This is a genomic window from Paenibacillus sp. HW567 (assembly GCF_000374185.1).
Taxonomy (GTDB): domain Bacteria; phylum Bacillota; class Bacilli; order Paenibacillales; family Paenibacillaceae; genus Paenibacillus_AQ.
Genome location: NZ_KB910518.1, coordinates 1,188,349 through 1,211,932, shown reverse-complemented (window position 1 = coordinate 1,211,932; position 23,584 = coordinate 1,188,349). Strand labels below are relative to the sequence as shown.

Genomic DNA, 23,584 nt, shown 5'->3' with positions numbered 1-23,584 from the left:
GTTGTAGAGCCTCCAGTCTCGCGCTTTCCAATTCAATCATTCAGACAGTTCAAGTTCATGATATCGTTTTTGTATGCGTTTTCCATTACCAAGATTAAAGAAACATACCCATCATCCTTCACCTCGTACCTGGTTGCGGTAAGCGACGGGCTTCAGCGCATTCCGTTTCTCGAACTCTCTCAGAAAATGATGGTAATGCATATAACCTACATTATCCGCAATGCTTCGAACGGTGTCGTTTGTTTCGATCAGCCACTTTTTGGCTGCTTCTATACGCAAATCATGAATATACTCCAGAATGCTGATTCCATGCTTCTTGATAAAAGCCTGACCCAAATACACCGGATTGATATAGAATTGCTCCGCAATCTCTTTTATCGTCAACGGCTTGGAATAATTGTCCTTCAAGAAGTATTCCACCCGTATAAGCGGATGCTCGGAGCTGCGGCCCTTGTGCTGCCGGATATATTCCATACAGGAATTCAACACTACCTGAAGTGTGTCTTCCAGAGCTGCAAGCGACTTTGGCTCTGTTCTAAAAAAATCAAAAGAGTCGCTCCACTGCTCAGCCGTCCCTCCGAACTCCTGCACCAGCTCTATACTTTTCAGCACGATATCAATGCTGGTCATCTGAACAACCTCAGGAGCCGTCCTATCCTGTCTGAACATCCTGAACATTTCCTTTAATTTATCGCTGGCCTTCTGGTCCTGCAATCTTTCTACTGCATTCATCAGCTCCTCTGTCAGACCTGCGGCAGGAAGAGTATAACTAAGCTTGCTCCGGGCATCCGTGGCCGTATCAATGGGGCCGCCTCCCTCCGAATAGAACAAGTGACGCGCAGCGGCCCCCGCAGCCACCCTATAGGAGACGGGCAGCTCCCGAAGAGAATGCACACTCGGCCCGATACTCACATACCCTTTCAGGCTGTTTTTTGACAAGTCGGCATATATCCCCTCAGCGAGCTCCGCCGCCCGGGCTGAGCTCTCCACAACAAGCCCCGCCTGATCGCCGGATAAATCAATGAACAAGGCGCCCACCGAGCCGGCCAGCTCCCGGCAGATTTCCGTGATGTTGCTTTTGGGGCCATCCACATGTATATAAGTCCATCCCGAAACTGTCTCGTCCAGACGATCCATTTGTTCGGCAAGCTCCTCTTCCGGCTCCGCCCATTGCCCTTCAAGCATACGGGCAATGGCAACGGGAAGAAGCCGGTTCGCCAGCATGGCCTGCTGCAGCTTCTGCTTGACGCGCGCTTCCAACTCGTCCGTAATGGAGGCCAGCGCCTTCTCCCACTCCGCTTCAACGACAGGCTTCAACAAATAGTGTCTCACACCATAACGGAGTGCTGTCCGTGCGTATTCGAACTCGTCGTAACCGCTGAGGACAATGAAGACAGGCTGCTCCATATGCATCTGACGGATGCGCTTGATTAGCTCAAGGCCATCCATACCGGGCATGCGGATATCTGTAATCACAAGGTCCGGCGAACACTCAGCAGCCGCGCTTAACGCTTCTTCCCCGTTCTCGCATGCTCCGCAGATCTCAAAGCCCAATTCCTCCCAATCCGTCAACGTTCTTAATCCCTCTAATGAAATCGTTTCATCGTCTGCCAAAACAACTTTATACATGTGAATCCTCCACTTTGGGAACCATTGTCAGATCCATGGGGATTTGAATTATGATAGACGTCCGTTCATACTCAGTGCTCTCTATGGTGAACCGGGCTCTGCCGTCATAATACATCATCAGGCGCTTATAGACATTTCGGAGCCCGATATTTTTGCCGGAGTCTTGCTCCGATTGCAGGTGGGACTCGATCCATTCCAGCTTCTCCTTCCCGATTCCCTTACCGTTGTCAGTCACAACAATCATTAGACCAGCGTCGTTCTTAGTCGCATATACGTGAATCTTCCTTGGACCTTTGACCGACTGCAGGCCATGCTTGCAGGAATTCTCCACCAGTGCCTGGACGCTCATTTTGGGAATCCTGCAATTCAGCACGGCGGGGTCAATATCAATATCGTAAGTGAACCGGCTCTGAAAGCGAAACTTTTCAATCTGCAGATACATTTCAACAAAAGATATTTCTTCCTCGACGGTGATCAGATCGTCCTTCCAGCTTAGTAGTCTGCGCAGAATTAGGGCCAGATTCTGAATCACATAGGTGACCTCTTCATACTTGTATTTCTTGCAAATGACCAATATGGCGTTCAACGTATTAAAGAGGAAATGCGGGTCCACCTGACTTTCCAGATAGTTCAATTCAGCTCTTACCCGTTCTAGCTCAAGGTCCTTTTTCTGAATTTCCAGCTTATACACATCATTGATCAAGTCGCGAATTTTCTCCGTCATTAGATTGAAGCTGCGGATCAAACCGCCGATCTCGTCCTTCCCCTCATACATATCAATGCTCTCAAACTGTTCGTATTTGACAAGCTTCATATGCTTATAGAGCAATCTGACCCTCAGATTATACGATTGTAAAATTACAATCATCAATAGAGTAGGGATAATTATCGTCAGCAGCGCAAAAATCAGCGAGACTCGAAGCGCACGGCTCATTTCATGATTAACCTCTCGGCCCTCCGGGGTTCCGATCAGCCTCCAGTCCTTCGTATACCCTGCATTGCCCAAAGTGCGGACAATTTGCTTGGACGACTGGCTATCGTCCGTATCAACGTTTAACAAGACGTTTTTATCCAGTGAGTAGTAGGAATGATCCGATTCCAGCACAATGCGGCTCTGATCATCCAGAAGCTTGAACCGCAAATAGTCGCGTTCTTTCTGAAACAGCTCCTGCACACTGCTTAACCGCAGATCAATTCGCAGATATTTATGGTAAGGCTGTCCTGTAAAGCTGTCCAATTTGCGGATAAGGCTGACAAACACCTCCTGCTGAGGCGGATTGAGCGGGTTGATTCCCTGATATGAGGTTAACAGCACCTTATCCGTGCCACTGGAAATTTTGCGGTACCATTCACTCTCCTTGTCGCTATCGGACAAAACAAAATAACTGCCGCCGCTCTGGATAGTCGGATTCGTAGTATACACCCCCATCCAGTAAATGTAGGAATGCAGATTGCTGTATTGCCTCAGCTTATCCCTCAGAACATTGTTGTAGGCCTCATAATAAGCCTCGTTATCTGGATAAGTATAATCCATAATTTCATTATAGGAACGGTCTGCGGCAACCGTATTGCTGATCGCCACACATTCATTCACGATTTGCATGAAATCATAGACCACCCGCTCTGCAGAAATCTCAAGATTCTCCCTTTCACGGGCATCCACATTACGGCTGATCTGAACATAGAAGAGAGCGTTAATGCTGAGTATGGGGACAAGAACGCATAGCAGATAGATAAACAGAAATTTATATTTGAGCGGGATATCATTTACGATGGCAGATGGTTTGCGTGTACCCTTCATGCCGCTCCCCTCCTCCCCCTTGAATTAACCCTTCTTATACACCGAAGGCGAGACACCATTCAGCTCTTTGAACTTGGCAGCGAACAAATCAGCGTCTGAATATCCCACACGCCCCGAGATATCCGAAATACACATATCCGTCCGGCGCAGCAGTTTCTTGGCTTCTTCAATACGATATTCATGGAGGAAATCATTGAAGGAGATGCCATAGCTTTTTCTGATTCGTTGTCCCAGGTAAGCAGCATTCACATGCAACTGCTTTGCAATGTCCTGCAGCTTCAGCTTCTCCTGATAATGCGCCCGGGCATAGTCCATCGCCGCCGTAACAAGCAGGTCCTCCTGATTGTTGTCCGCTGAGGCGAACCATTCTGCAACTTCGTGCAGATCCTCCTCCGTCTGCCGCTCAAGCAGCGGTAAGCTACAGGCGGTTACCCGGGGCGGAAACCATTTAGCGGCCCAAATTGCCGAGTCTCCTCCTCTGGCGTCGATTTCACGGAGCAATTCAGCTTTAATGCTGCTTAGAAAAGCATCAATCCATGCACTTGAAGTAGTGTCCGCCGAGAAAATTTTAATTATATCGCTTAATTGGGAGCTTAATAGGTCAAACTGCCCTTCGGTCACCGATTGGAGCAGCGACTTCTTCAGCCCTGCCGGAAGCATTGCCATTTGATCCTTGTCCTGCTTCTGAAAGAAGCCAATTTCGCGGCTGTTCAGATCATGCCGGCATAGTTCGGCGGCCAGCGCTTCATGATAAGCTGCATTCAGAAATTCTGTCCCATGATGCTCAAGGCTTGCCGAGAATAGAACCTCTCCATTGTATTGAGTCCGCACTTCATTGACCCAGCTTGCCAGCAGCCTCGGTTCAAGCGCGGGGCCTTCCTGCGGGGAGACCAGCAAGTAACCAATCTTATGGCTTCCGGCCATAAAAGGATACACCGTTAGATTGCGGAACATTTCCTTGACATTCCTGGAATACACTTGGCTTCGCAAGTATGAGTTGTCGGGCGAGTCCCCTTGGGCCAGTACACAGCATATCCGGGAGCCAGGATGGATATCAAGCGCCTTAAGCGCATCTCTCACTTCTTCCGCAGTATTCTGACGCATCAGAAGGCGTGAAACGGTTTCCGCCTGCATGAAGGCGGAGAGCATTTCCCGTCTTGAAGCAAGCTTGCGCTCAGCGTGGATTTGTTCGGCTACAGTCTGCAGAGCCTCTGTCAATTCTTTTTCATCCAAGGGTTTGGTCAAATAGTTCGACACACCATATCCAAGAGCTTCCTTGGCATACCCAAAATCGGCATAACCGCTTATAATGATGAATTTCGGCTGGAAATCGCTTTCATGAAATTTTCCAATGAGTCCAAGGCCGTCAATCACAGGCATCCGTACATCGGTTATAACCAAATCAGGCCGTGTGCTATGAATAAGCTGCAGCGCATCTTCGCCATCCAGGGCTTCTCCGCACACTTCAAAGTCCAGCTTCTCCCAGTCTACCAAGAATCGCAGCCCTTCAAGCATCAGCGGTTCATCGTCGGCAAACAGTACCTTAAGCATTGGCATCACCATCTTTATTCCTAAATTTTGATTCCGGCAAGCTCACAGTTATGGAACGGGAGAAACCGCTCCGGTCGATGCCGAAACGGTTTTTACATAGTATCTATATATAACACTTCAGTTATTCTTTAACACTTCCTAAATTCAATCCTACCACGAAATATTTCTGCAAGAAAGGGTACACGAACAAAATTGGCACGGCGGTAACAATGGTGATGGCTGCACGGATGGAAGCCGGTGTCACCATTGCCTGCACCTGATTGTTCTGATTGCCCGCCAGCAACGAAGGATCGTTGTTCGTGCTCATGGTGGACCCGAGCAGCTTCATCATTTCATATTGCAGCGTGCTAAGCTTGATATCTGAGGAAGCATACAGGAACGTGTCAAACCAGGAGTTCCATGCGCCTACGGCGATGAACAAAGCCACGGTTGCCAGTACGGGAGTACACAGCGGGAAGATGATTTTCCAGAAGATCTTGAAATCCCCCGCCCCGTCGATCTTCGCCGATTCCGTAAGGCTGCCTGGAAGGGAGCGGATATACGTCCGGATGATAATCAGGTTGAACGCGCTGACCAGGCTTGGCAGGATATAGACCATGAAGCTATGAAGCAGACCCAGATTTTTAATAAGGAAGTAGTTCGGAATCAGGCCGGCATTGAAATACATGGTCAGGATGAACAGCATACTGATTTTTTTACGGAAAATGTATTGCGGCTGCGCCAGTGTATACGCCAGCATGGTGGTCAGAAACACGCCGAACACCGTCGAGAGCACCGTACGGGACACGGAGATAAAAGCGGCATGGTAGATCGTTCCTGAAATAAAGACGGCTCTATAATTCTCCAAGGTCCAGGCACGGGGCCAGAAATAAATTCCGCCAGCAAGAGTGTCGCTTCCGTCATTTAATGAAACAGCCAGCGTGTGGAGAAATGGATAGAGCGTGATGGCAACCACAAAGAGCATAAATATCGTATTTATCGTATGAAATATGATCGGCTCAAAGCGGTCTGAGCTTTTCGTCACAGCTTTCATATGGCTTCCTCCTCTATACTAACCGCTCTTCGCCGAGGCGTTTTGCGATATAATTTGCAATGAATACGAGAACGACACTGACGATGGTTTTGAAGATCCCTGCCGCCGTAGCCAGAGAGTAGTTCCCCATGGAGATACCATACTTCAGTACAAAGATATCAATGGTCTGCGACCAGTCCACAACAAGCCCGTTGCCAAGCAAATATTGGATTTCAAAGCCGGCATCCAGAATATGTCCGATATTCATAATTAGCAAAATCACGAAAGTGGCTTTAATCCCCGGAAGAGTGACATAGCGCATTTTTTGAAAACGTTTGGCGCCGTCCATGGACGCTGCCTCATAGAGAGAAGGATCTATCGAGGTAATGGCCGCCAGATAAATGATGGTGTTCCAGCCCACCTCTTTCCACACGTTCGAGGCCCCGACAATGCCCCAGAAATATTTCCCTTCACTAAGCCACATTATCGGTTCTTTAATTAGGTGAAGCTTCATTAGAATTACATTGACAATTCCGTCGTCAACCGACAGCGAAGTAGCAACGATGCCCGCTGCGATGACCCAGGACAAGAAGTGTGGTAAATACGAAATCGTTTGAACCGTACGTTTGAAAAGCTTGACTCTGATCTCATTTAGCAGCAAAGCGAGGACAATCGCCGTAGCAAACCCAAGCACAAGGTTAATAAAGCTCATGGCGAGCGTATTGCGCAGCACCAGCATAAAGGTATCATCCGAAAATAGAAATTTGAACTGCTGTAAGCCTGCCCATTCCTGCTTGCCGAAGGGAAGCGCCGGACGGTAGTTCTGAAAGGCCATCAGCCAGCCCCAAATGGGCGCATAATTGAAGATAATCAGATAAATGGCAATTGGCACGGACATAAAAATAAGCTGCTTCTGCATTTTCAGCGTCTTCCAGCTAAGGCTCACACCGATTTCCGGATCGACTTTGCGTTTTCGGGTCTTCTGTGTTTTGACCTGTTTGTCCAGTACGGTATCAGACATGTAGTATTCCCCTCCTGTAAAATCATTCTCTCCACATTATCCAGATTCATGAAGAGCGGGAAATACGATTTCCCGCTCTGTTTCCAGCTTTGAATTACACTACTTCACGCTCCAGTTTTTGATGCGCTGCTGGATGCCTTCATTCATCCGGTCTTCATATGCCTTGATATCCAGTTTATGAATCTGGTTGACATAATCCGTCCAGACACTTTCAAATTCGGCCGGACTGGCCATTATGGCCTTCGGCAAATACTTGACTTGAAGGTCATTGAGCTTGGACTGCGCCAGTTGAGCCGGTGAACCGTCCTTAAGAACGATGGAGTAGGCTGGGAAGTAGATATTATTTTCTTTCGGTTCCTTGAAGAACTCAGACCAAGATTTCTTGTTGTAAGCCTTCAGGATTTTCTGATCGTAAGGCTTCAGACTGTCGAAGAATTCCTGCGGCTGGGTTCCGGGATCTGCTGAATTCCCGTCGCTGTAGGTACCTTGAATCTTAGGCATATAACCGTGCATGGTTGTGATTTTGTTAGCCAACTGCCAGCTTGTTTTATCTGCGTTTGCCCGTTGCTCCGGCGTCCGGTAGAACGTACCGTCATCCTTCACCTCATAGTCCTCGCCTTTGATTCCCCATTGGATCGTTTTCTGCCAATCTTCCGTAATCATCTGATCCCAGAATTTGATAATCCGCACAGGGTCCTTGGCATTGATCGAAATCCCGAAGCCGCGGTTGGTGCCGACAGCTCCACGGTCACGGTACCATTCCTGGGCGCCCGGATAGAGCAGCGGAAAGCCGATATACGTATTCTGAATTTTCCCTTGGGAGATCAAGGATGTTTCGCCATCCTGGAAGTTCCAGTGCTGGTCAAACATACCGATGACCTTGCCGCTTGCGATCTTTGCCAGATACTGGTCATAGTTCTGTACGAAGGCTTCTTTGTCCATCAGACCCTGAGCGTTAATCTCATTGAGCTTCTTATAATAGGTCTTGGCAATATCCTTATCAGCAAAAATTTGCGCTTTGTTGTTGTCTACAATAACCGCTCCGTCATTGGGATGGCCGGATAAATGCTCAGGAGCATTCTGGAGCGGGAATACACGCCAATCGAAGTTGAGCGATTCAAATCCGATCATATCCGGGTGCTTTTCTTTATATTTTGCGATGATATCGAAATACTCGTCCAAGGTCTTTGGGGTCGGATATCCCATCTCCTCAAGCACTGCCTTTTGAAGCCAGAAGCCGGGTCCCTGGTAAGTCGGTTCAGTAATTTTTCCTTGATATACGCCATAGCTTGGCAGAACGTAAATGTGGCCGTCGCTCTCATCCTTGATCTGATTCCATACTGCGGCATAATGCTTTTTCAGGTTGGGTGCGTACTTCTCAATCAAGTCCTCAAGGGGAATATAAGCTTTGGCATTGATTAATTTGTCATCCCCCGACATAATGTCCGGGTAGTCGCCTCCGGCAATCATTACCCCCAGCTTTTGCTGCAGGTCACCCACCAGAAATTCCATATTGAAGCTGACGCCGGTCTTTTCTTTAATCAGTTTCAGAATCTTGTTGTCCGCCGTAGGCTGCTGCCCGGGACCACTCATAAATACCGAGAATGTTGCCGGTGAATTGTCGTCCCCGTTCGCCGCTGGACTAGCGGTTCCTCCATTGGCTGTCTTGCTGTTCGTGTTGTTCGAGCTGCAGCCGGTCAGTGCCAGTGCAAGCGCTAATACACCGGTTGCTACTGCCTGGGCGGAACGTTTTGCCGTTTTATGCATTTTGTCAGGCCTCCCCTTTTTGGCTAGTTGCTTGTATTTACTATAATCACCTGGTGACATTTTTAATTATACTTTTTGAGAATGCGCTTACAATTCATAAAGTATAGTTCTACCCCCCATAAAATGCGATACAAAGAAAACGCTTGCTACTTACCGGCAATAAAGGGCTGGCGTGATTACGCCAACCCCTCTTGGTACAAATTTATAGAACGGACTAACCTCCTGTTTATGATCTGACAGATCAAATTGAACAACGGCTCATGGCATTCGGCGGCAATCTACGGCTACAGAGTCACCCTGATAAGAAACCATGGACCGGCCTGCATAACCGGCGATCTCCACAGTAAAGGATCTGACCGCCTGCATACCAGTGTAACACCCGCTCCGTTTTCCTATCGTCAAGATACGTTCTTCTTCGCACCAGCGCAGCTCTATTGTGGAGTACGAACCGCTCTCATAATTATAGTTATCCCCTTCATCTTCATACAGGGTAAATGTAGCATCCTTGCCGGCATACACCTTCAGCCCAATCACCCCTTCCGGCTGTTCATCCGCATATTGGATATCCGGGCCTAACGGAATAATCGAACCGGCACGGACAAAGAGAGGAAGTGTCTCCAGGTCGGCTTTGGCCTCAATCGTCAAGCCGCCCTCAAGCCGTTCATCGCTCCAGTAATCGTACCATTCACCGGCAGGCAGGTAGACGCTGCGCAGCTTGTCGATACCTTGAAGCTCACGGGAGCCGGGACCATAATACATTGCAGTTGTAACTGGCGCAACCAGAAAGGCCGGGCCGAACATGAATTGATTGTCAATATTATGGACGAGCGGATCATTACGGTAATCGAAGGCCAGTGCGCGAAGCATCGTATAGCTATGATGTGTGACGGCCCCGGCCAAAGAATAGATATAGGGCATCAGCCTGTACCGTAGCTTCAGATACTTGACCAGTGTATCATACATCAGCCCGCCCTCTTCACCGAACCGCCACACCTCCCTTGGTGTATCTGTTCCATGGGAACGGAACATTGGCAGAAAGGCCCCTACCTGGAACCAGCGGACATACAGCTCGCGATACCCGAAATCAGCAACTCCTTCATCATAATCCCCGTTCCAGAACCATTGCTCCTTATGCCCGCTCACGAAAAAAGCGCCGATATCCAGTGTCCAGTAAGGAGAACCCGTTAAGCAGAAGTTAAGTCCGTCCGCAATCTGCTTTGTAAGTGTCTCCCAATTGGCGGATATATCTCCTGACCATGTGATCGTGCCATAACGGTGCTGCCCTGCAAAAGCCGACCGGGTCAGATTTACTACCCGTTTGTCTGAAGTCGCTGAACGCTGGCCCTCATAGATGCCCTTGGAATGGAGCAGCGAGTAGGCATTAATAAGCCCCGGATCGAGATAACGCTTGGATTCTGCCGTGTTAATCCGCATGCGCTGCTCCGGTTCCGGCTTCACCGCTCCCTTCCAGTCAGCCTCAAACGGCTCGGTGCAATCGCACCACCAGGCGTCAACCCCGTGGGAGAACAGTCCGGTCCCGGCCTGCTTCCAGTATAGCTCGCGCGCTTCCTTGCGGAAGGCGTCATATGTGGACTGATTGCCAAGCAAGAAGCCGTGCCCGCTCATCTCCTGGTGGTTATCACCGCCGGCTCCCATAATCGGCCATATGGATACCATAAGCTTGGCATTCATTGCATGCAAGCTGCGCATCATTTCTGAGGGGTCCGGGAAACGTTCGGCATCAAACGTCTTTTGTCCCCACAAATTCCCCGGCCACGATTGCCAGTCCAGAACAATGCAATCGAGGGGAAGCGAGCGGTCGCGATGCTCTTGTACTGTGGCAATCAATTCCTCTTGTGAAATGTATCGTTCCTTGGATTGTACATACCCGTAAGACCACTTAGGAAGCATTGGCGCTTCTCCCGTCAGGTACCGGATTCCAGCTATAATCTGATCAGGCTCCGGGCCGTAAATAACATAATAATCCATTTCCTCATCCACGTCTGTCCAGAGATATGAACCAAACGCATCATCATGGAAGGTCATGTACGAATACGAGTCTACCAAAATCCCGTAACCGCGTGTAGATACAAGGACCGGAACAACCGCTTTCATATTTTGCTGGTACAAATATTGATGATTGCCGCGAAGATTCATCATTCCCTCTTCATGTGAGCCCAGTCCATAGAGCGCCTCGCCCTCCTGCCATTCGAATTCCAGCTTCGTATGATAGGCTAATCTGTCGAGCTTGCGGTTGATCCCTTCCACGCTTGCACGCAGGCCATCCGCCCCCTGAGCAGCTTCAACCTTATCCGCCGCAGCATCGAAGACCGTATGGTATACCTCGGTTCGCTCCAGCGTTTTGCCGCCTCTGGACGGTTCCTTTGTCAGCAGCTCGCCAGCCGCATCCCGATAACTGAATGCACAGGTTAACTTGTCTACTTGAATAGTCAGGAGCTCTGTGGAAATTTCCAGGTGTCCGGGATGATCCGCAACCGTCCATGGAACATCCTCTGCCTCTGGGCGGCTCACCACCACAAGACTCTGCTTCCCGCTTAGCTCCGAATCCAGGGTATAACGAATTCTGACAATTCCCGGTGTGCAAAAGACGATATGCATAATGCCTTCTGCAGTCTCCAGTCTCACGCCATCCGAACCAGAGTGCACATGCTTCAGTTTCACAGCTTATCCCTGCCCTTCCTCAGGATTTGTACGAGTACCGTACCGATACCTCAAGGTCATACTGCACATCTCTCTCAGTTATTCCAAAGTAAATGAGGCCAGACTGGCGCTTCCGTTGCCGGTATACGTAAAATACAATGCTTGTACGCCGTCCGGAATAGCCGCCTCCGTAGCATATTCTGTCCAGACATTCGCAAAGCCTACCGGTATCCGTCCAAGTGCCGGTCCGTCCCATGACGTTTTGACTTCAAACTCGCCATGGCAATATCCACGCACCTTGATTTTAACTTTGGCGACTCCCTCACACGCGAAATATTTAAAACCGGCGGTAGCCGAATCCGTCATATTGGCAATATAGCCGAGTTCCTCGTCGCCGTCCCTGCCGTCCTGGGTAATTTTCGGGAACCGGCTGTCCATCCATGCTCCCATAGGCCCGAAGCCTCCGGTGTAAATTTCCTGATCTTTGCAGAACAACTGACAGGCCAGGTATGCCGGATATTCTCCCCGGCCTTCGAGCGGCCCGCCGTTCGGACCGCAGGATGTAATCTCCACCTGTGGAATAGTGCCATCCTCCCGGAATTCAATCCGCTCAATACAGCCCTGCCGGCAGAATGCCGTTCCATTGGTGTGCCGGTGATAAAAAATGTACCCTTTCCCATTGATTTCAACGATGCTTCCATGATTATTGCCGCCATAATACATCGGCTGATCCGCCGGCTTGTACGTATCCATATGGAGATCGCAATTGCTTACAATAACCCCCTGGTATGTAAAATTCCTGGTCGGATGCTTGCTGGTAGCATAACACAGCTCATGCATGGAGATCGAGGAATAGATAAGGTAATAGGTATCTCCCCTTTTACGGATAGACGGAGCCTCAAAGAACTCATACCCCTCGAATCCGCTCCCCTTGCTGTAAGGCTGGCTCGGTGCGACGAACACAGGCGCCTCGACAATCGTGAGCATATCCGGGCCAAGCACCGTCGCCATTGCACCGTGTCTGGATCGGTCTCCGAACGCGCAGAATCCGGTGTACAGGTAGGTGTTCTCTCCTTCGGTCAGCACGCCCGGGTCAAATTGCGGCTCATCCCCTTCCCTCTCCCCGAGACGTGTTCCATCGGCATATCTGACGTAGCCGTAGAATTCATACTTGCCGCCCGGCGTGGCGCAGACAGCCACCGAAACGACGGGAACCTTATCAAGCACATAATAGAGATAATACCGCCCGTCCGGTCCCACTGTGACATCGGGAGCATATAGGCACATGCTGCCCTCCGGATTAAGCGGGTCATCCTTAGTCCTGTAGATGACCCCCTCATACCGCCAATCCGCCAGGTTATTCTCCGGTGCCGACCAGCAGACATAGTCGTTTAAGCAAAAGACGTGTCCGTTAAAACGGTCATGCGAGCCATACACATACACTCTGCCTTCAAAAACATAGGGCTCGCCGTCGGGGAGATATTCCCAAGACGGAAGATACGGATTAAATCCTTGTTTTTTTGCCATCGCAATCTCATCCTTGTCATTAATAAAATTGGTCTGTTTATCCCTGTATACAGAAAAATATATCCCCTTCGCTGTCATGCGAATTTGTCCTTTACAGTATAGTGAAGCGGCTTGACCGAAGTCCATGACATATAGACACCTAACATTGATCTATTCTTAGATTGTGCGTCCGGCCTGAATCATCTATAGATTTTCAGGAAAACGCTTTAATTTCTATAGTTCCGGTTATGTTATACTTTGGGCAAAACCCTATCTACTTGGAGGATTGCTATGGAATACAGAAACCTGTTCCTGGAGAACGGAGTGCCCAAAGAGGCGATCCGGCAAAGGCTTGACGACACCTGGAACGAATTGTTCTACGGCGCGCCCGATGTCCGAATCTACCACCCTATGGGTGACGATAAGGGATATATCGTGGATACCGGCAATACAGATGTGCGGACCGAGGGCATGTCCTACGGGATGATGATGGCTGTTCAGATGGACAAGAAGGAAGAATTCGACCGGCTCTGGAAGTTCGCCAAGGTATACATGCAGCATACGGAAGGCCGTTACAAGGACTATTTTGCCTGGCACTGCAAGCTGGACGGAACACGGCTGTCCCCCGGTCCGGCGCCGGACGGGGAAGAATTTTTCGCAATGGCGCTGTTCTTTGCCTCCAAGCGCTGGGGGGACGGCGAAGAACCGTTCAATTATTCCGGGCAGGCCAGAATCATACTCCGCGCCTGTGTGCACAAAGGGGAAGACGGAGAAGGCGATCCGATGTGGGACCCGGCGACCAAGCTGATCAAATTCGTTCCTGAAACTCCTTTCAGTGATCCCTCCTACCATCTGCCCCATTTCTATGATTTATTTGCCCTGCAGGCGGATGAACAGGATAGGGCCTTCTGGAAGGAAGCCGCAGCCAGAAGCAGAGCGTATCTGCAAAAGGCTTGCCATCCGTTAACCGGCCTTTCACCGGAATATGCCAACTATGACGGAACCCCGGTGGAACCCCAGCCTCATGGAGACTTCCGCCACTTCTTCAGCGATGCCTACCGGGTCGCGGCCAACATCGGGCTGGATTATGAATGGTTCGGCTGCGATCCTTGGCAGGTGGGGCAGTCCAACCGGATTCAGGCCTTCTTCCGGGACATTGATGTCGCCGATTACCGGCGCTACACCATTGACGGCCAGCCTTTCGAGGAGCCGTCCCTGCATCCGGTCGGCCTTCTGGCAACACTGGCCATGGCCTCGCTCGCTGCCGATGGACCGGATGCCGGATATTTTGTCAAGCTGTTCTGGAATACGCCGCTGCGTACCGGAGTCCGCCGGTATTACGACAACTGCCTCTACTTCTTCAGTATGCTGGCTCTAAGCGGGAACTACCGGATTTATTCATAAATTGACACAAAAATCGCTCATTTGGATATGGTGGATTCACAACCAGCCATCCCCAGAGGAGCGATTTTCTCGAGTGCCGCGCGGCACTCACACATTTCAGGAAAACTTATGGATTAAAAATATACTCACATCATCAAGTTTACGAACTTCACCTCCGGAAAGCGGCTATCCGGTCCTTTCATTAAGATTCCGCCTTGATTTTTCAGATACTTATCGAAGAAATCCAGCATATAGGCATTGATAACGGAGCTCGCTCTTTCGGGCGCAATCTTTCCTGTAATCCCCAGCATTTTGAAAATGGGAGAAATGAACTGTACGTCCGAAAAATTCAAATGCTCCGTATTTTCGATATAAAGGACTTGCCCCCCTGCTTTGACCGTTTGGCGCATCTGTTCAAGCTCCAGCTTTTTATCTTCCCTTACTTGATCCGTCCACTCTCTTGTTGAACCCATACGTTTCAGCTCTGCATCCGTGTAGACCCGGTTATCCCTCACCATTTTTATTTTTTCGAATTCGCTTTCCGAGTTGATGAACAAAAACGGCTTTCGCAGAGCTTCTCTGTCACGCAGTCGATAAAGCGCTCCATCCAAGTCTATCCCAACCGCAATTCGCGGATCATAAGAAGCGTCATAGGCCGTCGCTCCGCCGATGGAATGACCGAACACCCCGACATGACCGAGATCAACGCTCCCCTGTAGATGACTTGGAATCTGCCCCGATTGGATAAGCCCGAATTGGTCCAGCACAAACGACACATCGCCCGTTAGAATTTTTCCGAGCTGGTCGCGATTTCCGCTTTCCGTCCGGTAATCATGGTCAGGCGAGAATAAGTCATTGGTGTTGCTGGTCGTGATTCGACCGTCCGGAAACTCGGTTGCGAATGTATTGTAGGTGTGGTCGATCACTGCCACGATATATCCGTGACTCGCGAGATTCTCAGCTTGCGTGGTGTGGAGGAACCTGGAAGAGCCGAAGCCGGGATTCGCAAGAATCAGCGGGTATGAAGGCTGTGCCGAAGAGACTTCGGCCCCCGAATAAGCATGGCTGGATACGTACTTCAGATGCCCAAAAGTAAAACCGGGAAGGCCATAGTCCGCGCCCATATAACTTAAAATCCGGGTATCGGGAATAAAGGGAGCGTGCTTGCCAGTGCCAGCTTGAGCCGGATACCATACCTGAACCATCAATTCCCTCTTGCCATCTCTGGCTTTGCCGAAAATCTCTTCCCTATGTGTATCCACGAAATGAAACGTTTGCGTTCCTACCTTAAATTCACCGGTTGGTGCCGGAAGGCCGAATACGGGAAACACATAGTGGAAGCACGCCGTTGCGATTAGCCCAATCACGATAAAAAGGCGACCCAGCACCCTACGGATTCGCGAGACAGTCCGAACGGCTTTCTGCGTTCTGAAAACGTCTATAAGCGAACGCATAAGCATCAGGAGCGTAAATCCATATAGAAATAAAAGTTGAACCCTGTATCCTTCGACAAGAAAATGTATTACTAAAAAAATGAAGCCGGCTCCGCTTGCCAGGAGCAAAGCTGATCTTCGGATACGTTGATTGTAAATGAACAGGATTCCCAACAGACAAGCACTTGAAAAGAATAACAGCATTTCAAAAAGCCTCACGCCAACTCCCCCTACAAACTAATCCCACCGATGGATAGGCTTAGTATACTGGAGCAAATAGGCTGATACTATTGATCTAGATTACAGTTGCCTTACACTCCTTGTAAGATTATTCCGCGGGATTGAACCCGAGGCATCTCCGCGCCTTAGAGTCCCGCCAAACCCACTTCAGCACATTTCCCATAACCATTCGGGATCTTGATCTATATTAACAACGCTTCTTTTATCTTCACGTTTCTTAGTGATTTAAAGGATTGGAATCAAGCCTCTCTTGTTCTACTTATCCTAGATATTCAAACAGGTTATATGTAAGATAGCCCATCATTTCAAATGAATTGCTATATCTCTTGAAGAAAAGTCGCACATTGTTGTTCTTAAATTTGTTTAATTCTAACCATAATAAAAAACTCCTCTCCAGAACTTGTGGTTAGACAAGCACTGAAAAGGAGAATTACAGAACGCAACTAAATAATTGAATACACATTTAATACTTCAACGCTTTAGATTTGCCAAAGGATTTCTTGAACACATAATTTGAAGAAATGGTTATGACCACATAATAGATCAAAATGATTAGAGCAATAACACCTATGAGAATCCAAATATTATATATAAAAGGGATGTAATCATTAGTGCTGATGGATACGCTTCGAAGTATAGATGTAACGACCTCCCAGGACAAAGGCAGTGTGATTATATAAGCAACCAACAATATAGGCACATAGACATTGATCAGCATATTCTTGATCTCCGCAGGCTCATACCCCATCCGCTGCAAGATAACCATACTGCGTTTGCTTTCCTCGGTAACGATTAAACCGATCAACATTATCATCAGAATAGCAATAAGCACGCCAATGACCTGATTCAAAACAGCGCTTAATTGCGAGGACGAGGCTTGACTTAACTTTTCATCGTGAATTTGCTTTACGGAAATGACTTCAATTCCTGCCCCTTTGTCCCCTTCAGAAATTGAAGTATTGCTGAATCTGCCATTATAAATATGTGGAGATATACCGAGCATTGCCGTCAGCTTGTCTTTTTTCAAATACACTGTGTCCGGATTTCCATTATAGCTAAAAGCACTGACAGGAACCTGCAGCACTGAGTTGTCTACCCGAACTGTAATTGCCGTTCCTACCCGCAGCCCCCATAATTTCGCTTTAGAATAATGGACCACCGCCCCCTGATCCAAAGCGCTGTTAGTAGATTGACCGTCCTTCGACAACAGTGTGAGCCAGCCGGCATCGCCGTCCCAGGATAGCAGTTCACCTTGGAAGCCCTGTCGGCCGCTGCCGGAATCTGCCCAAGTAAAATGTTTGTTTCCGAGGCGGTAGTAGCTGTCAGAATCTCCTCGTTGTTCTTCAATTCCGGCCTGATCAAAACGCAAGTCATAGCTGTAATGAATTCCGGAGAACTGCCGCTGAACAGAATCCGAACTTGACTGATTCAGCGAGAAGCCGAGCAGGAACAAGATGGAGGACAGCATAATGGTTATGACAAGCAGCACAATTACCCGAAAGCTCCGAAACGCCATCCGCCATTTAATCCGGGACAAGAAAGGAAATTTTTCCGTCCACGAGGCAAGCTTTTGCATAACCTTCTTAGGAGAAGATTGCAATGTCGGCTGCAGCATGGATAACGATGTTTGACGTGCAAACAGGCGCAGCTTCAAATATAAAGGCAGGACAAATGCGGCAAGAATAAAGATTATCCCGATCAGCAGCGAAGCGGTTGAAACGCTTTTGGGAAATGACGGCAATGTATACTGGGATTGAAACTGCGCGATCAGCAGATCGGCTCCCATGTAAGCCAGTCCCCAGCCGGCGAGAATCCCTGCTGCGCACAAGCTCGTATGCACCAGCAAAAATGCCCGAATGATAAGACCCGGTGAATAGCCCATGGCTTGAAGCACTCCCCAGGATTGTCTCAGTGCGTTCAAGCGGCGGTCCAGAAAAACGTAATAGATCCCCCCGCACAAGGCCCCCAGCACAACCAAAAAAGTATAGGACAAGCCTTGATTCGAAGTAACACCCTGTATGATTTCAGACGCATTCGGGTTATCATTGACCTGCAGGATGGTGTCAAAACCAGTATCTTCATTCATTCGAGCTGTTTCATCGGAAAGCGATAAACCCTCCATCGGCAAAAATCTGCCGGTATACAGATATTGCTCCGAAGATGCCGAACGTTTATAATCATCAGGCCACGATAAAATGGAAACAAGCTGCTCCGACCCGGAAGACACTCGTGTTAAATGCCCCGGTTCAATAAAATGGCCCACAACGGTATAATTATTCCCGCCTAAGCTGATCGTCCCGCCTATATGGGAGGACAACAGCTCCTCTGCATTGACAGGGACTGCAATTTCACCGGATTTTCCAGGCAAACGGCCTTCGCTCATATACACCTGATTGATGCTTTGCGAGTTCGGACTTGCAATCAATCGGAAGGTTGTACCGTCTTGCCGGATTTCCTTGTAAGAGTTCCTTTCATATGTGAAGTGATACTCCTTGCTCAACCGCTCCGCTTCCTTACTTTCCTCAGCCTCAAAAGCAAGCCGGTATTTCTTGCGGATATTGTTAAATCCCATCAAATCGAACTCTTGCCGGGAGACTCCAGTTCCTGACAACAGCTCCCATTGCTGATCCTTGGTTAAGGCGCCCGCCAGGTTTAATGTAAATTCAAACTGCTCCTGATGCTGTTCTTCAATAAAGCTGTTGTATTCTGCGGCGATCCCATCCGATGCATAACGTATAAAAAAATAGATAAAAGCCGCAGCCAAAATAAGGATTATAATCAAAATCGTCTGCAGCCGGTTTTTAAGCACATCCCGCCATACCCACTTCAGCACATTTCCCATAACCATTCACTTCCTTAACTCGGATAACTAGCTCCAATGGATGTCACCCACATCAAGCGGCTGTAAAGAATGCAATTCTTTGACCAGCTTTCCGCTGTTCAGCATAATGATGTGATTTGCCATCTGCGATATGGATGTATTATGCGTGACGAATACAACGGTAAGTCCATACTTGCGACGTAGCCGTTGTATTATTTTTAACACCTGTTTGCCGCTCCCCTCGTCGAGTGCTCCGGTCGCTTCATCGCAGAACAGGATATCCGGCTTTTTAATCAAAGCTCTGGCAATGGCAACCCGCTGCTGCTGTCCGCCCGACAGTTCGTGTGGAAAACGCTTCTCCATGCTGCCGATATCCAGCTCTTCCACAAGCTCATCAATTTCCAGTCCCTCTTTGTTCAAATAACGCCCAATCTCAATATTCTCGCGAACGGTCAGATTAGGAATCAGATGATACTCTTGAAAAATAAATCCGGTATGTAGCCGGCGATAGCGGCGCAATTGTTGATCATTACACCGGCTCAAATCGTCCCCGGCAAAAAAAACAGCCCCTTCATCCGCACGCTCAAGTCCCGACAACAAATTCAACAAGGTAGACTTACCCGACCCGCTCGGACCAAGGATAACAACAAAATCCTTTTCTTCTATTCCCGCACTCACCTGCCTAAGGGCCCAAGCCCGCCCTTCTTTTTCCCCATAAGCTTTACTTGCATTTTCAACACGTAAAATCTCCGTCATGAATCCCCCTCCATTTTTGCTGTAGACATTGTACTGACGGCATTCAGAATAGCAGGCGCATCTTTAATAAAGAAATGGCCTCCATGAAAAGCATGAAATTGGCATCGGGCCGACGTATGCCTGCTCCATCCGTCAATGTTGGATTTTGTTATCGAATCGTCGATGCCATACAGAACAGAAACAACGCCCTGCAATTTTTCCTTACGCGGCTGAAACACGTAATTCTCCAAGGCCATGTAATCAGCGCGCAGCACCGGGAGTAATATAGCCGACAAATTGGGATCGTCCAAGGCCAAGGCTGGAGTTCCCTCAAGTTTGTAGATTTCCTGCTTGAAAGCTTCATCCGGCAGATCATGTATCAGGTAGTTGCCAGGATAATCGGGCGGGGATTTAGCGGCAAAAAACATTTGCACGGGTTCTGGGATTCCCCGTCCCTTTAGCAGATAATAAATCTCGTATGCCAGCAATGCGCCCATGCTGTAACCAAATATGCCGTACGGCTCATGAGTGGCAAGCTTGCAAATGGTGCTGCAGCCGTCCACCGCCATTTCGTTCAGATCGGTAAGCAATGTTTCTCCCATTCTTCGTCCCCTGCCAGGAAGTTCAATAGGCACCACTTCTATCCCTTGGTTAGAAAGAGGTTTTTTCCATTGCGAGTAAATGGAAGAAGCGGAGCCCCCCGCATAGGGGAGACAAAATAACTTCATCCTTTATCACTCACCTTCTCTTCCAGCCTGGTCATTTGTTTCCCCTTTTCAACATATGAGATGCCCAGCAAGACGATACTTGTGATGACGAGAAGTACACTGGAAACATAGAAGATCGTAAATACACCGTAGGCCTGAATTAATATGCCACCCAAAAGTGGGCCGATAATAGTGGCAAGTGTGCTCAAACTGCCAATTACCCCAAAAACCCGGCTGGTCAGAGACTCAGGAGTTATCTTTTGGGCCATAGTTTGAAAAGGTACAAAAACAAGGGCGGCAAAAGCTCCACCCAGCAAACCGAGCAGCAGATACCAGAACCACACGCCCCCTAGGGCACGTTCTGTAAACAGGGTAATTAGGAAAAAGGACAACCCTACCCCCAAACATCCGGCAGTCATGAATAAAATAGCGCTGCGTATCTTTAGCTGCGACAATAACCCGGCGACAACCAGCGTTCCAAGTCCAACAGCCCCCATGACCATGCCAAACAACGAAGCGGGAACGTGAGGAATTTCACGTACCAACACAACCAACTGGCTGTCAGTCAATGTCAATACGAACATCGCAATACTGAAAGCAATGAGACCGTAGAATAGCGCGATGTTATTTCGGATAAAAGCCAGTCCGTCCTTGAAAAGAGAGAAAAAGGGTTCTTTCCCGGCTACTTCATTTATGGTATCTTCAGGAGTCGTACGTTTCCCCAATCCGAACAGGAACAATGCAGACAACAGAAATGTAGCCGCATTGATATAGAAAGCTACGTTTACGCCAAGCGACGCCACAAGGATGCCCCCGACAGCCGGTCCGATGATTTTTGAGCCGAAATCAATGACCGTAGTTATGCTTACCGCCTGCTCCATCTGCTCCATCCGAACATATTCCTTTAATTTTCCGTTCTTAGCCGGAGTAAACAACGACTCAAAAGAGCCTTTCAAAAAAAACAAAACATACAACAGCCATACCTTATCCGTGCAGAACACTACCACAAGCATAATGGCGCAGCGACACAAATCGGATAAAATCATCAGTTTCTTGCGATCGAATTTATCAGCAAGCACACCGGTCAGCGGACCAAACAATACAAACGGCAAACCGAGCGACAAGGTAACAAAAGCCATCTCCATAGGTGAAGCTTCTTTTTGCATTCCAAACAAGGTCAGAATCGCTAGCAAGCATACTCCGTCTCCGATACAGGAAAAAATCTGGGACGTGAATAAATAAAGAGCATTTCTGTTGCGAAACAAACTTGAATTGGTCGTATCCATGATCGTCATCCCCTCTTCGCTTTTATCTTCGATGAACGGGCTTGACGCGATGCATAGACTACGCCAAACACGACAGCAAATCCAAGCAGGCACAAGCCAGCAATGCTGAATACTTGATAGATCCCAAGCATGGATACCCCTGCTCCGCCAAACAATGGACCTAAAATATAGGTCGAGGCCATCACTAATCCGAATGTAGCGGCAAAGGCTGTATTATCAGCAATTTTGCGAAGAAAAGACATAAATCCCGTTTGCCAGAATCCCCCGGCTACCAAAAAGAGCAGCAGCAGCCAGATTAACGGGATCTCTGCCATAATCCCTCTGGTTAAGATCAGAAAAACAACTGCAAGGGCCCCGCAGGAAATTCCGACCCATACAATAGATAATGATGAACTATTCGGAGACTCTTTCCAAAGACGAACAAGAAATGTGCCTATACCGGCTGACGCCATTACCAAAGCCACAGGTACTGCATTTGTCCACATATATATATCCCTGAATAGAACAACAAGCTGTGAATCGCCAACTGTAACGAAAAAAGACATCGCCCCCAGCACCACCAGTCCCAATACTAAATAGGACGGTTCCAAATTCTGTTCTGCCTTGCTTTCCTTATGGGCTGAAGCTTCCTCACCTATTATCCGCGGCAGGAACAAGGCCGCCACAGCAGCAAACACGTATAAGGCTGAAGACATGTGTATAGAAAAAGCCCACGATTTATCTGAAACCACCATTACAGCCACCAATGGGCCGGCAAATTTCATTACAGCCGCCCACCATTCGAACGTATTGTCGACTTTTTTAAACTCGTCTTCTTCGCTTAAACGCTCCATGCATGCATTGTGTGTGGCGGCCATCAAGCCAATAAGCCCACCTTTGAGCAGGATCGGGATAATGCCGGTAGCCAGCGAAGAGAATAACGGATAAACAGCGATGCCCACAGCACAACCCACCGAAGCGATAACCAGCATAAAGCGGTAGCCTTTTCTGATATGTCCGTTCAGCAGCGTGCCGGCTATCCCCATGGAACCGGAAAAACTCATGACAAGAACACCAAGTCCAAGAGGGGTGGAGTTTTGAGCAAACCCCCAGTAGTTCAGTGTGGTCACAAGGTCCAGCCAAATCGCCAAATTATAGATCAATACGACAACCAGCAATAAGCGCAGCGACGAATTCAAACCAGTTATTTTTCCCATGAACGGTATCCTCCGGATTTTATTAAAGGGGCTTTTCTCCGTAAACGGCCAGCATTAGCAGCATCACAAAGGCATCCGGGGTTTCCAAAAAGGTTTGAACCCCTCTTTGCACAGCTTCCAATTCTGCTTCTGTAATAAAGCCGCTGCTTACCATGGTCCTCATTTCATCCGGGTCCGTTTGGGGGAGAAAAGCTTGAACTCCTAATTCGTCGCTATGCGATGCAATCATTTGCAAATCAAGCCGCTCAAATCCCGAACTGCGCAATAATCTCCATAACTTGCGGCCGATAAAACGATTTCCGCCCTCGGTCGATTGTTCTTTGGCGTGCTGGTTCATAACAAAACCCAGCTCAGGGAATACAGGATCGATAATCCCCCATACAGTGTCGTCCACATCCAGAACGATGAGTTTCCCTCCTGGCTTCAGCAAGCGGAACAACTGGTCAACCGCTTTCCCGGGATCAGACAAATGCTGGAGCACAAGGCGAACAATTGCTACGTCGTATGCGCCTATACTTGTCTTCTGCGGCTGGGCGATGTCATCCACTAGAACTTTCACCCGCTCACCCCATTTTGGAGCGAGATGCGAACTGGCAAATGCAGCGAAATATGGTTCAATCTCGATAGACGTTATCTGACTGCTGGGATAGAGCTGCGCCAACTGATCGGTAATAAAACCTGGACCGCTCCCCACCTCAAGAATCGAGTGCCCGTCTTGCACACCAAAGCGTTCAAGCATTCCCTCTTCCTTGGCCCAGCTAATGTCCATCTGGCCTTTCATCCGTTCAATCAAACGTTTCATTTTCTCTTCATCCATTGCCAATTTAGTCATAAA

General features: G+C 48.6%; 16 protein-coding genes. 1 reads left to right on the top strand and 15 read right to left on the bottom strand.

Annotation, left to right across the window (positions count from 1 at the left end; genetic code table 11):
• Positions 1-111: 111 nt before the first annotated feature.
• The 8 genes from B212_RS0105350 to B212_RS0105315 form a co-directional block, all read right to left on the bottom strand.
• Complete coding sequence (locus B212_RS0105350; RefSeq protein ID WP_019909423.1) at positions 112-1,629, bottom strand: response regulator transcription factor; 1,518 nt, start codon at positions 1,627-1,629, stop codon at positions 112-114.
• Positions 1,622-3,430, bottom strand: coding sequence for a sensor histidine kinase (locus B212_RS30825; RefSeq protein WP_019909421.1), 1,809 nt, complete (start codon positions 3,428-3,430; stop codon positions 1,622-1,624). Before B212_RS30825 ends, B212_RS0105350 begins: the two co-directional genes overlap by 8 nt.
• Positions 3,431-3,454: 24 nt before the next feature.
• A complete protein-coding gene (locus B212_RS0105340; RefSeq protein ID WP_019909420.1) occupies positions 3,455-4,981 on the bottom strand; it encodes a response regulator transcription factor in 1,527 nt (508 codons plus the stop codon).
• A gap of 121 nt (positions 4,982-5,102) precedes the next feature.
• Positions 5,103-6,014, bottom strand: coding sequence for a carbohydrate ABC transporter permease (locus tag B212_RS0105335; RefSeq protein WP_019909418.1), 912 nt, complete (start codon positions 6,012-6,014; stop codon positions 5,103-5,105).
• Positions 6,015-6,027: 13 nt separating this feature from the next.
• Complete coding sequence (locus B212_RS0105330; protein WP_019909417.1) at positions 6,028-7,014, bottom strand: ABC transporter permease; 987 nt, start codon at positions 7,012-7,014, stop codon at positions 6,028-6,030.
• 99 nt (positions 7,015-7,113) lie between these two features.
• Positions 7,114-8,781: an extracellular solute-binding protein gene (locus tag B212_RS0105325; protein ID WP_019909416.1), complete on the bottom strand. Its 1,668-nt coding sequence runs from the start codon at positions 8,779-8,781 to the stop codon at positions 7,114-7,116.
• Between the two features lie 258 nt (positions 8,782-9,039).
• Positions 9,040-11,463, bottom strand: coding sequence for a glycoside hydrolase family 31 protein (locus tag B212_RS0105320; RefSeq protein WP_019909415.1), 2,424 nt, complete (start codon positions 11,461-11,463; stop codon positions 9,040-9,042).
• Between the two features lie 78 nt (positions 11,464-11,541).
• A complete protein-coding gene (locus tag B212_RS0105315; protein ID WP_028530622.1) occupies positions 11,542-12,969 on the bottom strand; it encodes a family 43 glycosylhydrolase in 1,428 nt (475 codons plus the stop codon).
• A gap of 270 nt (positions 12,970-13,239) precedes the next feature.
• On the opposite strand from B212_RS0105315, the gene B212_RS0105310 reads away from it, so the two are divergent.
• Positions 13,240-14,352: a glycosyl hydrolase family 8 gene (locus B212_RS0105310; protein WP_019909413.1), complete on the top strand. Its 1,113-nt coding sequence runs from the start codon at positions 13,240-13,242 to the stop codon at positions 14,350-14,352.
• 125 nt (positions 14,353-14,477) lie between these two features.
• Here the strand turns inward: B212_RS0105310 and B212_RS0105305 are convergent, their stop codons facing one another.
• The 7 genes from B212_RS0105305 to B212_RS0105275 form a co-directional block, all read right to left on the bottom strand.
• On the bottom strand, positions 14,478-15,983 hold the full coding sequence (locus B212_RS0105305; RefSeq protein ID WP_019909412.1) for an alpha/beta hydrolase family protein: 1,506 nt from the start codon (positions 15,981-15,983) through the stop codon (positions 14,478-14,480).
• Between the two features lie 484 nt (positions 15,984-16,467).
• Positions 16,468-18,846: an ABC transporter permease gene (locus B212_RS0105300; protein ID WP_019909411.1), complete on the bottom strand. Its 2,379-nt coding sequence runs from the start codon at positions 18,844-18,846 to the stop codon at positions 16,468-16,470.
• Positions 18,847-18,873: 27 nt separating this feature from the next.
• Positions 18,874-19,581: an ABC transporter ATP-binding protein gene (locus tag B212_RS0105295; RefSeq protein ID WP_019909410.1), complete on the bottom strand. Its 708-nt coding sequence runs from the start codon at positions 19,579-19,581 to the stop codon at positions 18,874-18,876.
• Positions 19,578-20,288 (bottom strand): thioesterase II family protein, encoded by a 711-nt coding sequence (locus tag B212_RS30820; RefSeq protein ID WP_084673237.1) that lies wholly within the window; start codon positions 20,286-20,288, stop codon positions 19,578-19,580. Before B212_RS30820 ends, B212_RS0105295 begins: the two co-directional genes overlap by 4 nt.
• The gene (locus B212_RS0105285) at positions 20,285-21,553 is read right to left on the bottom strand and encodes an MFS transporter (protein WP_019909408.1); all 1,269 of its coding nucleotides are present in this window, start codon (positions 21,551-21,553) and stop codon (positions 20,285-20,287) included. The genes B212_RS30820 and B212_RS0105285 overlap by 4 nt, the downstream gene beginning before the upstream one ends.
• A 5-nt stretch (positions 21,554-21,558) precedes the next feature.
• On the bottom strand, positions 21,559-22,749 hold the full coding sequence (locus tag B212_RS30815) for a hypothetical protein (protein WP_019909407.1): 1,191 nt from the start codon (positions 22,747-22,749) through the stop codon (positions 21,559-21,561).
• A 22-nt stretch (positions 22,750-22,771) separates the two neighbouring features.
• The gene (locus B212_RS0105275; protein WP_019909406.1) at positions 22,772-23,581 is read right to left on the bottom strand and encodes a methyltransferase domain-containing protein; all 810 of its coding nucleotides are present in this window, start codon (positions 23,579-23,581) and stop codon (positions 22,772-22,774) included.
• Positions 23,582-23,584: the final 3 nt, after the last annotated feature.